An 11,507-nucleotide genomic window follows, 5' to 3' on the forward strand; every position below is an offset into this window, starting at 1 on the left:
CTAGATCATCCGGCGCCGTACCCGCCACACCACCACGCCGATCAGGATCGCCGCGACGGCGACGAACACTGCCGCCTCGATGAGCTGGAACGTCCAGAACCGGTCGGCGGGGTGGTAGACGCCGAACCGCTGGATGCCGCGCGCGTGCAGGAACTGGTTGAGGTTGGTGCCGGCCCGGTCGGCGGCGCCTGCCAGTTCGTCGTACTCGGTCCGGCTCAGCCTGCGCCCGGTGGCGTCCGCGTAGCCGTGTTCGATCACCCAGTCGGCGATGCCGGGCCGCTGCCCCGCCTGCTCCTGCGCGCCGCCGGACCGGACCGGCGTCATGGCGGTGAGCGGCGTGGCGTACGCGGGGCGGGCCAGCAGCGCCACCGACATCCGGGCGGCGAGGAACGCCCCGAAGGCGACGCCGAACGCGGGCAGGCTGCGCCGCAGGACCGCCCCCGCGGCGGTGGCGACGCCGAAGGCGAACAGCGCGTACGCCACCGGGACGAGGCCCTCCAGGTCGAAGGCGTCGTACTGGAACCGCCCCTCCCACGCGTCGAACGGCTGACGGAACCAGGTGAGCACAGCGGTGAACATCCCGGTGAGCGCGACGGTCACGCCGGCCAGCGCCGCGAGCTTGGCCGCCAGCCAGCGCATCCGCGGCACGGCCTGTGTCCAGGCGAGCTGCCAGGTGCCGTCCTCCAGCTCGCGCGCGAGCAGCGGCGCGCCGAGGAACGCGCCGATGACGACGGGGACCAGGTAGAAGGCCGCCAGGAGGTTCTCGACGTAGCCGTACTGCTCGTCGAGCCGGCGGAAGGAGGCCGCGCAGGCCCCGTCGACGCCGGCCTGCCCCGCGCACCGGGCGGGACCGCCGGGGAACAGGTCGTGGGCCTGCGTCCCGAGCACGAGCAGGGCGACGCCGAACAGGCCGACGAGCAGACCCAGGACGCAGACCTCGCTCCGGTGCTGACGCCAGATCAGCCACGTCATGCCGTCACCTCCGGGGTGAGCGCGGCGTCCGGCTCGGACGGCCGGCGCAGGTACGCCAGCACCAGGTCCTCCAGCGCGACCGGCCGGGCCTGCCACCCGGGCGCGGCGGGGAGCCCGCCGTCGCGTACCAGAAGGGTGGTGTGCCGGTCGCTGTGGACGGCCTCCACGACGGCGCCGGACCGGTCGGGGTCGTGGGCCGTGCGCGGGCCGACGAGCAGCCGGTGCTCGGCGAGGAGGGTGTCGATGTCGCCGGTGAGCGTGACCCGGCCCTGGTTGAGCACGACCAGGTGGTCGCAGACGCGCTCCAGCTCGTGTACGACGTGGGAGGAGAACAGGACTGTCACCCCGCCCTCGGCCACCGCGCCCATGAGGACCTGGAGGAACTCGTGCCGGGCCAGCGGGTCGAGGCTGGCCACCGGTTCGTCGAGGACGAGCAGGTCGGGCCGCTTCGCCAGGGCCAGCGCCAACGCGACCTGGGCCTGCTGCCCGCCGGAGAGCGCACCGGCCCTGCGGTCGAGCGGGATGCCCAGCCTCGCCAGCCGGCGCTCGGCCAGCCCGCTGTCGAACCGCATGTTGCAGGCCCTGCCGAAGCGGAGCATCTCGGCGACGGTGAAGCGCTTGTACAGCGGGTGGTCCTGGGCCAGGAACCCGACCCGGGCCAGAGTCCGCGGGGTGCTGTCCGTGACGTCGTGGCCGAGGACCTCCACAGTGCCGGTGCTCGGTGCCAGCAGCCCGACGACCAGGCGCAGCAGCGTGGTCTTGCCCGCGCCGTTCGGCCCGACCAGGGCGATCACGCCGCCCGCCGGCAGGGCCACTGTGCAGTCGCGCAGCGCCCAGCCCTTCCGGTACCGCTTGCCCAGACCGTCGGTGCGCAGCGCGAACCCGGTCGCCGTCACGCCACGTCCTCATTCCTCGTCTGCTGGTGGACGGAGGTGAACAACGCGTCGACCGCCTGTTCGTCGAGGCCGGCCGCGTAGGCGCGGCGCAGCCAGGTCTCCAGGCCGCGGCGCAGCGACGTGTACGTCGCCGCCGACATCGCGGCCGACTGCCGCTCGGTGACGAAGGTGCCCTGGCCGGGCCGGCCGGTGACCAGTCCCTCCTGCTCCATCTGCCGGTACGCCTTGGCGACGGTGTTCGGATTGATCGCCAGGTCCTCGACGACCTCGCGGATGAGCGGGAGGCGGTCGCCGGGTTGGAGGAAGCCCAGCAGCACCGCCTGGCGGACCTGCTGGACGAGTTGCAGGTACGGCGGCACGCCGGAGTGGGTGTCGAGCCGGAAGACGAACACGGTCAGCCCCTTCACTGCTTTACTAGGACCATAGTAAAGCAGGAGGGTCGCGTGGGCGGAGTCCTCCGTGGCCCTATCGGTGGCCGGTCGCCTCGGCGACGCGGTCGCGCACCAGCGTCCGCAGTCGCTCCATCGGGTCGCCGTCGCCCGCGCCGAGCCGGTTGCGCAACGCCGCCACCGTCAACCCCAGTTCCGGGTACGCGAACGCGAGGCTGCCGCCACTGCCGGCGGTGCCGAACGATCCGTCGTCCTCGACCGCGTACCCGAGGCCGAACGCGCTCTCCTGCCCGAACACCCACTCCTGCGCGCGTACCGCCGGTGCGGACACCTCCCGCATCCGCTCGGCGGAGACCAGCCGCACCCCGTCGACCGGGCCGAGCAGCGCCGCGTACATCCGGGCCACCGCGCGGGCGCTCATCGTGCCGACCGACGGCACGTCGGCGCGCAGCACGTCGGGGCGGGAGCCGATGACGGTGTCCGGGCGTACCGCGGGCGGGGCGACCGCGTCGAAGTGCGGCAGGTTGGCCCCGGCCCAGGTCATCAGCGCGGACAGCCCGGCGTCCTCCAGCCGGGCCAGCCGGGGCAGGTCCGCCTCGGGCACGCCGAGGAACAGTTCCCGGTCCACGCCGAGCGGCCCGGCCACCTCGTCGGCGAGCACCCGCGAGACCGGCAGGCCGGTGACCCGCCGGACCACCTCGCCGAGCAGCCAGCCCCACGTCCAGGCGTGGTACGCCAGCCGTTCGCCGGGTGTCCACAGCGGCCGCGCGTCGGCCAGCAGCGCGCACATGCGCGTCCAGTCGGTGAAGTCCTCCGGGGTGACGCCGGCGGGCAGCGCGGGCAGGCCGGCGGTGTGGGTGAGCACGTGCCGCAGCGTGATGCCGTCCTTGCCGTGGCGGGCGAACTCCGGCCACACCGCCGCGAGTGGCAGGTCGTAGTCGAGGCGGCCCCGCTCGGCCAGCACGTGCACCACAGTGGCGGTGAGTCCCTTGCCGGTGGAGACCGCGTGCACGGGCGTGTCGGCGGACATGGGCCGGCCCGACGTGGTGTCGGCCAGCCCGGCCTGCTCGGTGACGATCGCAAAGCCGTCCAGGTACGCGGCCACCTGCACCCCGGCCTCCCGGCCCGAGGAGACCAGCTCACCGATCGTCGCCCGCACCTCGGCCCGCAGGCCGTCCCACCGCGTGTCCACGATCTCGCAGCGTGCCAGACCGGGGGCGACGGCGTCGTCTGCTTTTCGCCGTCGGCCGTCCGATTCGCGCCGCCACGGTGGCGCCGGTTCGCCCGGCGTCACCGCGTGCTCGTTCGCGGCGGGTCGCCGGGGGATCCCGGTGCCGGCGACCATCAGGCGATGCTCAGCGGGTGACCGCGGTCGGCGTACCGCCGGTGGTGCCCTGGGCAGGCAGCGGGCTCGCGCTGCCAGGGGTGCCCTGGGCGGGCACGGGGCTGGCGTCGCCGGTGAGCAGCCGGGCGCGCAGCGCGGCGATGGTCTCCTCGCCGACACCGAGCCGGCCGGTCACGTAGCCGTGCGGCGAGCCGTGTGCGGCCCGCAGATCGGCCAGCACCAGCCGGATGATGTCGGCGGGCGCCCGCCCGTACGCGGGCCAGCCCGGCGTCGCGCCGCCGTTGCGGTCCCGCCACTCGGCCACCAGCCGGTCGGTGGCCTGCACGGTGCGCGCGAAGTCGGTCGCGATCTGCTCGTCGTCCACGCCGAGCAGGGCCAGCACCAGCGCGGCGAGCAGCCCGGTGCGGTCCTTGCCGGAGGCGCAGTGGAACACCAGCGGCAGCTCGCCGTACGCGATCACCTCCAGCGCCTGCCGCAGTTCGGCCACGCCGTCCTCGGCCACCTCGGCGTACCGGTCGGCCAGGTAGCGCCACGGGTCCACGTCGGGATCGATGTCGGCCTGCACGTACGGCCGGTGCTCGATGCTCAGGTTGTGCCAGGTCACGCCGAGGCTCTCCGGCGCCCGGCCCCGGTCGGCGATCTCCCACGGGTACCGCAGGTCGATCACCGTGCGGACACCGAGCGCCGCGAACCGTTCCAGATCGTCACCGGCGAGCTTGGCCAGCGAGTCGGAGCGGTAGAGCCGGCCCCGGGCGACGGTGCGGCCGTCGCCGGTCCGCCAGCCACCGAGGTCACGGAAGTTGCAGAGCGTGGCGAAGCCGGGGGGAGTGGTCATGGCCGCACGGTAGCCGGGCGCGGCGGGTCGGGTGGTCCCGCGCGCCCGCGTACCCGGTAGGTTGCCGGGCATGGCGGAGGCGGAGACCGGCCGGGTCGTGGAGATCTGGACCGACGGCGCGTGCAGCGGCAATCCCGGGCCCGGCGGCTGGGGTGCGGTGCTGCGCTGGGGCGGGCACGAGCGGGAACTCTGCGGCGGCGAGGCCACCCCGACCACGAACAACCGGATGGAGCTGACCGCCGCCATCCGCGCGCTGGAGAGCCTGACCCGCCCGGTCACGGTACGGCTACACACCGACAGCACGTACGTGCGCAACGGCATCACCGGCTGGCTGAACGCGTGGAAGCGCAACGGCTGGCTGACCGCCGCGAAGCAGCCGGTGAAGAACGCCGACCTGTGGCAGGCGCTGGAGGCGGCCTGCGCCCGGCACGACGTGACCTGGCTGTGGGTGAAGGGCCACAACGGGCACCCGGAGAACGAACGCGCCGACGCGCTGGCGAACCGGGGCATGACCGAGGCGCGGGGCGGTGTGGCCGCCACCCCGCGCGCGCGTCAGCGCAGCGGCCGACCCTCCTCGATCTCCTCCGGCTCCTCGGACGGGTCGCCGGCGCCGGAGACCGCAGCGACGTCGTAACCGGCCCGGCTGACCTCCCGTGCCGAGCGCCGCTCCTCGGCGGGCAGGTCGGCGAAGTCGTCACCGGTGTCGTCTGTGGTGTGCAGGGACTCGCCCGGCGGGCGCAGGGACGCCTCGTACGCGGTCGCGCCGTCGGGCTCGTCGCCGCCCGCGCGGCCGAAGGACTCTTCACTGGTCATGTCGCACTCCTGCCCGCAGCGGGTGACGGCAAACGTCGAGTGGCCCGGGTCCGTTCGGTGGCCTCGTCCGTGCGGTGCCCGTTCAGGTGGCGGCGTCCGGCCCGCGGGCCGCGTCCGGGTGGGTCGGCATCGAGGAGCCGCCCGAGCTGCTGCCGGAGGCGCCGCCCGCCATGCCGGATCCGTCGTCCTCGGTCACCTCGTCCGGTTTCGGCGTGCCGGGGGTGGGCGCCGGCACGTCGGTGTCCGCGGCCGTCTGCACCAGCGGAACCTGCCCGGCCTCGTCCTCGGCGTGCGCCGGGTCGACCGGCTCCTCACCGTCGCGTGCCCGATACCCCACCGGTGCCCCTCCCGTCGATCGGTCGTCGTCCGCGCCGCCTACCCCACCCCACCCCCACCAAACCCCACCCCGGCCGGGAGCGGGCGGGCCCGGGTGGCGTCAGCGGGGGCGGGGGCGGCGTGGCTGGGGGCGGGCCGGGGTCAGGGTCAGGGACCAGTGGGCCGGGCGGCGTAGCCCCGGCGGCAGGACGGTGCGGCGGTCGCCGCGTGCGGCGTCGAGCTGCGACTGGTGGGTGAACAGGCACTCGCCCAGGTCCGTGCCGCGCAGGTCGGCCCCGCGCAGGTCCGCGCCGGTCAGGTCGGCGGCGCCGAGGCGTACGCCCCGCAGGTCGGCGCCGATCAGGCAGGCGCCGCGCAGGTTCGCGCCGGCCAGCTGGGTACGGCGCAGGTCCACACCGATCAGCAGCGCGCCCCGGCGGTCCGGGCCGGCCCGTCCGGCGCGGGCCTGTTCGGCGGCGCGGGACAGCAGGCGGTTGGCCCGGTCCCGGTGTGCGTCGACGTCGAGGGCGAGCAGGTCGTCAGAGGTGCCGTCGGTGAGCCGGGCGGTCTCGTCGAGCGCGGCGGTCAGCTCGCCGCGCAGCGGGCCGGGCGGGGTCAGGCGTACCGCCTCGGTCAGGTACCACAGCAGCTCGTGCAGCGGGCGCAGCACCGCGAAGCTGTCGAACATCCGCTGTGCGGTGGCCGGGTCGGCCCGCCAGTCGCGGCCGGCGAACGTGTGCTGGGTGAGGTGCTGACCGGCGCCGAAGCAGTCGAAGACGGTGCAGCCGGGGAAGCCGCGTTGGCGCAGCTCGGTGTGGATGCCGCAGCGGAAGTCGGCACCCAGGTTCGGGCAGGGCCGCCCGGCCGGCTTGTCGATGGCGAAGTCGGCCGACGCGGTGAACGCCGGCGCGACGCAGCACACCCCGGCGCAGCGCGAGCAGTCCGCCCGCAACTCCCGCCCGCCCACCACGCGCACCCCCACAGTTCCCCCTCCGAACACCCCGCCCATTCTCCCCACCCACCGTCCCCAGCCCACCTCACCCCACCCCGTCGATCATGAGGTTGACGGCGACAAGCCGGCCCGGGAGCCCCGCCAACCTCATGATCGACGGGGTGGGCGGGGAAGGTGGGCGGAGAATGCCCGAACGGCTGACAACGGCTTGAGCGCCTTGCGGCAACGCATTACGAAACCGCTGTACGGGTGGCTGAAAGGCTGACAACCGAATCGCGCCGTTATTGCGCCGATGCATTCCGTAGGCCGGATCGTTGTCAATGCGCGACAACCGGAACGGCCGTTACCGGAACGATTCTTCTCAGTGCTCCGGAACGCATTACCGTCGGGTGGCAGGGCGTTTTCGTCCCCATCGGGAGGACTGCTCATGAGCGAACTGGCGCACCCACCGGCCGGCCCCGGCCCCGACGTCGAGGCCGTTGTCGCCCCGGCCGGCCGGCCCGGCGAATTCGTCGGCCGGTCACCCAATCAGCTCGCCTGGCTGCGGCTCAAACGCGACCGTACGGCCCGGGCCAGCGCGGTGACGCTCGCCGTCGCAGCGGCCGTGGCGCTCGGCGCGCCGCTGCTCGGCAGGCTCACCGGAATCGACCCGACCGACAAGTTCGCCGGCCGGCTCAACGATTTCGGAATGCCGATCGGATACGCCGGTGGAATCAGCGCCGACCATTGGCTGGGCCTCGAACCCGGCAGCGGCCGGGACATCCTCATGCAACTGGTCTACGGACTGCGGACGTCCCTGTTCATCGCTTTCACCTCGGCGCTGCTGGCATCGGGAATCGGGGTCGCGGTGGGCGTGCTCGCCGGCTGGGCCAGAGGCTGGCTGGACAGCGTCGTCAACTGGCTGATCGACCTCACGCTGGCGTTCCCGTTCCTCATCTTCGCCCTCGCGGTCATCCCGATCCTCCAGGACCGCTTCTACTCCGACCGGGAGGCGCCGTCGCCCGCGTTCCGGGTGGCCCTGATCGTCGCCACCTTCGGCCTGTTCAGCTGGACGTACACCGCGCGGCTGGTCCGCGGGCAGGTGATCTCGCTGCGGGAGCGGGAGTTCGTCGACGCGGCCCGGGCCGCCGGCGCCGGCACCGCGCACATCCTGCTGCGGCAGCTGCTGCCGAACATCTGGGCGCCGATCCTGGTCACCGTCTCGCTGATGGTGCCGCAGTTCATCGCCATCGAGGCGGCGCTGGCGTTCGTCAACATCGGCGTCACCGAACCCACGCCCGACCTGGGCCGCATGATCTTCAACAGCATCGGCTACGTCGCGAGCGACCCCTGGTACACCCTGTTCCCCGGGTTGACGATCTTCCTGCTGGTCCTGGCGTTCAACCTGCTCGGTGACGCGCTGCGCGACTCGCTGGATCCCCGCTCCACCCGGTAGTCCCCACGGCCGTCACATGCCCGGCCGGCGGGGGCCGCCGGGCAGGAAGGAGCACACCGTGCGCGCACGAACCCGGACACTGACAGGTGTCCTCGCCGCGGCGGCGCTGGTCGCCGCCGGCTGTAGCCCCACCACCGACGACGGCGGGGGCGGCGACGACCAGAAGACCAAGACCCAGAGCGGCTCGATCTCGTACGAGGCCGCCGACAACCAGGGCCCGGCGAAGGACGTCGACGGGGCGGCCCGGGGCGGCATCCTCACCGTCATGCAGCCGGCCGACTTCGAGCACCTCGACCCGGCGCGCAACTACGTGAACGTGCAGCAGGTAGCCGGCGGGCTGCTGTACCGCGCGCTCAACGGCTACAAGGAGGACGGCAGCGGCAAGCTGCTGCTCGTCGGCGACCTGGCCACCAACCCCGGCAAGGACGTGAACGGCGACTGCAAGGTCTGGGAGTTCGCCCTGCGCGACGGCGTGAAGTACGAGGACGGCACGCCGGTGACCAGCAAGGACGTCGCGCACGGTATCGCGAGGTCGTTCGCGGCGAACCTCAACGAGGGTCCGCACTACATTCAGCAGTGGCTCTACCCGGGCGGGGCGTACAACGCCACCTACAAGGGACCGTACGACGGCGGCAAGCCGATGCCCGACGGCGTCACCACCCCCGACGACCGCACCATCCGGTTCACCTTCCCGCAGCCCCACTGCGACCTGCCGTACGCGGCGGCGCTGCCCACCAGCGCGCCGGTGCCCGCGGCGAAGGACACCCGTGCCAACTACGACCTGCGGCCGTTCTCGTCCGGGCCGTACCGGGTGAAGTCCTACCAGCGTGACGTGTCGCTGGAGCTGGAGCGCAACCCCAACTGGGATCCGGCGACCGACCCGATCCGCAACGCGTACCCGGACGCGATCCGGATGACGTTCGGCCTGGAGCAGGCCCAGATCGCCGAGCGGCTGGTCGCCGACGGGCCGGCCGACCAGGCGGCGCTGAGCTGGTCGGACGTGCCGCCGTCGGTGCTGCCCCGCACCACCGGATCCGGCGTCGCCGACCGGGTGGTACGCGGCCCGACGCAGTACAACTGGGTGCTGAGCATCAACACCCAGCGGGTCACCGACCTGAACGTCCGGCGGGCGCTGAACTACGCGGTCGACAAGGACGCCCTGCTCAAGGTGCTCGGCGGGCAGGCCGCCGGCTCGCCGGCCAGCACGCTCATGTCACCCACCACCGCCGGTTTCGTGAAGTACGACCTGTTCAACGCCCCGGTCACCGGCGACAAGGCCAAGACCGCCGAGCTGCTCGCCGGCAAGCGGCCGAAGCTGGTCCTCGCCCACTCCAACCTGGAACTGCGCACCCAGCAGGCCGAGGCGCTGCGCAAGAACCTCACCGACATGGGCTTCGACATCGTGATGAAGCCGATCGACAACAGCAGCTACTACGACGAGGTCGGCCGCAAGGACAACCCGTACGACCTCTACCTCACCGGCTGGGGCTCGGACTGGCCCACCGGCTCCACCGTCATCCCGCCGGTCTACGACGGACGGGAGATCGTGGCCGAGGGCAACCAGAACCTGTCGTACCTCAATGAACCGTCGGTCAGCGCGGAGATCGACCGGGTCCGCGACCTGCCGGCCGCCGAGCAGGACGCCGGCTGGATGGCGCTCGACCGCACGATCATGGAGAAGTACGCCCCGGTGGTGCCCTGCTACTACGACGCCACATACGAGCTGCACGGCTCGAAGGTCGGCAACGCCTTCCTCAGCGACGCGTTCGGGATCATCTCGCTCAACGGCATCTACGTGAAGAAGTGACAGCCGCGCGGGGCGGCGGCCACGGCCGCCGTCCCCGCGCCCACCCCGGGGGAGGTGTTCCCGTGCTCCGTTTCGTCGTACGGCGGCTGCTCGTCGCCGCCCTGACCCTGGTCGTCATCAGCCTCGTCACGTTCGGTCTCTTCTTCGCGGTGCCGAGCAGCCCGGCGAAGGTGATGTGCGGCAAGAACTGCACGGCCGAGGACATCGCCCAGGTCGAGCGCCGTCTCGGCATCGACCAGCCGCTGCCCCGGCAGTACGCCGACTTCGTCAGCGGCGTCTTCGCCGGCCGTACCTACGGCGAGGGCGACTTCCGGCAGGACTGCCCGGCGCCCTGCCTGGGCTACTCGTTCCGCAACAACCAGCCGGTCACCGAGATCGTCGCCCAGCGCGCCCCGGTGACGTTCAGCATCGTCCTCGGCGGCGCCGTGCTCTGGCTCGGCCTCGGCATCTCGCTGGGCATGGTGTCGGCACTACGCCGGGGTACGGCGTTCGACCGCGCCGCCATCGGCGTCACGTTGGCCGGGGCGTCCATGCAGGTCTACTTCTTCGGGCTGATCCTGCTCTACCTGCTCGTCTACTCCACCGGACTGCTGCCGTTCCCCACCTACACCCCGCTGACCGAGAGCCCGCTGCGCTGGGCCGCCGGGCTGCTGCTGCCCTGGATGACGCTGGGTTTCCTCAACTCGGCGCTGTACGCCCGGCTGTCGAGGGCCCAGATGCTGGAGACGCTGTCGGAGGACTTCGTCCGTACCGCCCGGGCGAAGGGGCTGCCCGCACGCAAGGTGCACACCCGGCACGCGCTGCGGGCGGCGATCACCCCGATCGTCACGATCGCCGGGCTGGACATCGGCACCAGCCTCGGCGGCACGTTCATCACCGAGACCATCTTCGGCCTCCAGGGTCTCGGCAAGGCGACAGTGGAGGCGGTGCAGTTCCTCAACCTGCCGGTGGTGATGGCCACGGTGCTGCTGGCGGCGGTGTTCATCGTGGTCGCCAACATCGTCGTCGACGTGCTGTACGCGGTGATCGACCCACGGGTCCGGCTGAGCTGACGGGAGGAGACGGACATGGTGGAGCTTCCGGCGCCGCGTCGCGGCGAGGGCCCGTACCTGCGGGTCAGGGATCTGCGGGTGCGGTTCGACACCGAGGACGGTGTGGTGCGGGCCGTGGACGGTGTGTCGTTCGCGGTGGAGCGGGGTCGGACGTTGGGGATCGTGGGTGAGTCCGGTTCGGGTAAGAGTGTGACGTCGCTGGCGGTCCTGGGTTTGCACGACGTGAAGCGGGCGGCCGTGTCGGGGGAGATCTGGGTGGGTGGGCGTCAGCTCGTCGGGTTGGGTGAGGAGGAGGTGCGGCGGCTGCGGGGCCGGGACATGGCGATGATTTTTCAGGATCCGTTGTCGGCGTTGCATCCGTACTACTCGGTGGGTAGGCAGATCGCTGAGGCGTTCCGGGTGCATCATCCGAGGGCCGGCAGACGCGAGGCCCGGTCGCGGGCGGTGGACATGTTGGGTCGGGTGGGGATTCCGCAGCCGGCGCGGCGGTTCGATCAGTATCCGCATGAGTTTTCGGGTGGGATGCGGCAGCGGGCGATGATCGCGATGGCGTTGGTGAATGATCCGGATCTGTTGATCGCGGATGAGCCGACGACGGCGTTGGATGTGACGGTGCAGGCGCAGATCCTGGATCTGCTTGCGGATTTGCAGGGGGAGTTCCGGTCGGCGATCGTGTTGATCACGCATGACCTGGGT

The 11,507-nt window shown here is 72.4% G+C and carries 13 protein-coding genes; 5 read left to right on the plus strand and 8 right to left on the minus strand.

From position 1 onward, the window contains the following. The 5 genes from AB0B20_RS16655 to AB0B20_RS16675 form a co-directional block, all read right to left on the minus strand. Positions 1 to 972 carry an ABC transporter permease subunit gene (locus AB0B20_RS16655; protein WP_357390039.1) on the minus strand — a complete coding sequence of 324 codons (972 nt, stop codon included), beginning with the start codon at positions 970 to 972 and terminating at the stop codon, positions 1 to 3. Then, the gene (locus AB0B20_RS16660) at positions 969 to 1,868 is read right to left on the minus strand and encodes an ABC transporter ATP-binding protein (protein ID WP_357390041.1); all 900 of its coding nucleotides are present in this window, start codon (positions 1,866 to 1,868) and stop codon (positions 969 to 971) included. The genes AB0B20_RS16655 and AB0B20_RS16660 overlap by 4 nt, the downstream gene beginning before the upstream one ends. Further along, positions 1,865 to 2,260 carry a GntR family transcriptional regulator gene (locus AB0B20_RS16665; RefSeq protein ID WP_357390061.1) on the minus strand — a complete coding sequence of 132 codons (396 nt, stop codon included), beginning with the start codon at positions 2,258 to 2,260 and terminating at the stop codon, positions 1,865 to 1,867. Before AB0B20_RS16665 ends, AB0B20_RS16660 begins: the two co-directional genes overlap by 4 nt. Positions 2,261 to 2,333: 73 nt before the next feature. Further along, positions 2,334 to 3,449, minus strand: a complete 1,116-nt coding sequence (locus AB0B20_RS16670; protein ID WP_357471548.1) for a serine hydrolase domain-containing protein — start codon at positions 3,447 to 3,449, stop codon at positions 2,334 to 2,336. 163 nt (positions 3,450 to 3,612) lie between these two features. Further along, on the minus strand, positions 3,613 to 4,437 hold the full coding sequence (locus AB0B20_RS16675; RefSeq protein WP_357471550.1) for a tyrosine-protein phosphatase: 825 nt from the start codon (positions 4,435 to 4,437) through the stop codon (positions 3,613 to 3,615). 70 nt (positions 4,438 to 4,507) lie between these two features. Between AB0B20_RS16675 and rnhA the strand changes: the two genes are divergently transcribed. Continuing rightward, a complete protein-coding gene (rnhA, locus tag AB0B20_RS16680) occupies positions 4,508 to 5,071 on the plus strand; it encodes a ribonuclease HI (RefSeq protein ID WP_357390047.1) in 564 nt (187 codons plus the stop codon). Here the strand turns inward: rnhA and AB0B20_RS16685 are convergent. From AB0B20_RS16685 to AB0B20_RS16695, 3 genes are all read right to left on the minus strand, one after another. Beyond that, positions 4,990 to 5,250 carry a hypothetical protein gene (locus AB0B20_RS16685; protein ID WP_357390049.1) on the minus strand — a complete coding sequence of 87 codons (261 nt, stop codon included), beginning with the start codon at positions 5,248 to 5,250 and terminating at the stop codon, positions 4,990 to 4,992. The two genes, rnhA and AB0B20_RS16685, sit on opposite strands and share 82 nt — an antisense overlap. Before the next feature lie 82 nt (positions 5,251 to 5,332). Next, a complete protein-coding gene (locus AB0B20_RS16690) occupies positions 5,333 to 5,587 on the minus strand; it encodes a preprotein translocase YidC (protein ID WP_357390051.1) in 255 nt (84 codons plus the stop codon). A gap of 99 nt (positions 5,588 to 5,686) precedes the next feature. Continuing rightward, on the minus strand, positions 5,687 to 6,541 hold the full coding sequence (locus AB0B20_RS16695) for a pentapeptide repeat-containing protein (protein ID WP_357471564.1): 855 nt from the start codon (positions 6,539 to 6,541) through the stop codon (positions 5,687 to 5,689). Between the two features lie 403 nt (positions 6,542 to 6,944). Between AB0B20_RS16695 and AB0B20_RS16700 the strand changes: the two genes are divergently transcribed. The 4 genes from AB0B20_RS16700 to AB0B20_RS16715 form a co-directional block, all read left to right on the plus strand. Continuing rightward, positions 6,945 to 7,952 (plus strand): ABC transporter permease, encoded by a 1,008-nt coding sequence (locus AB0B20_RS16700; RefSeq protein ID WP_357390053.1) that lies wholly within the window; start codon positions 6,945 to 6,947, stop codon positions 7,950 to 7,952. A 58-nt stretch (positions 7,953 to 8,010) separates the two neighbouring features. Next, complete coding sequence (locus tag AB0B20_RS16705; RefSeq protein ID WP_357471554.1) at positions 8,011 to 9,759, plus strand: ABC transporter substrate-binding protein; 1,749 nt, start codon at positions 8,011 to 8,013, stop codon at positions 9,757 to 9,759. Between the two features lie 62 nt (positions 9,760 to 9,821). Further along, positions 9,822 to 10,811 (plus strand): ABC transporter permease, encoded by a 990-nt coding sequence (locus AB0B20_RS16710; protein ID WP_357390057.1) that lies wholly within the window; start codon positions 9,822 to 9,824, stop codon positions 10,809 to 10,811. Between the two features lie 15 nt (positions 10,812 to 10,826). Beyond that, positions 10,827 to 11,507, plus strand: a 681-nt coding sequence (locus AB0B20_RS16715; RefSeq protein WP_357471556.1) for an ABC transporter ATP-binding protein, incomplete at its 3' end; no start/stop codon positions are given.

The organism is Micromonospora sp. NPDC049151, from assembly GCF_040648395.1.
Classification (GTDB): Bacteria; Actinomycetota; Actinomycetes; order Mycobacteriales; family Micromonosporaceae; genus Micromonospora.

Bases quoted from the DNA above. Each gene is read 5' to 3' on its own strand.
- rnhA (WP_357390047.1), top strand. From the start codon at position 4,508: ATGGCGGAGGCGGAGACCGGCCGGGTCGTGGAGATCTGGACCGACGGC.
- AB0B20_RS16700 (WP_357390053.1), top strand. From the start codon at position 6,945: ATGAGCGAACTGGCGCACCCACCGGCCGGCCCCGGCCCCGACGTCGAG.
- AB0B20_RS16685 (WP_357390049.1), bottom strand. From the start codon at position 5,250: ATGACCAGTGAAGAGTCCTTCGGCCGCGCGGGCGGCGACGAGCCCGAC.
- AB0B20_RS16675 (WP_357471550.1), bottom strand. From the start codon at position 4,437: ATGACCACTCCCCCCGGCTTCGCCACGCTCTGCAACTTCCGTGACCTC.
- AB0B20_RS16655 (WP_357390039.1), bottom strand. From the start codon at position 972: ATGACGTGGCTGATCTGGCGTCAGCACCGGAGCGAGGTCTGCGTCCTG.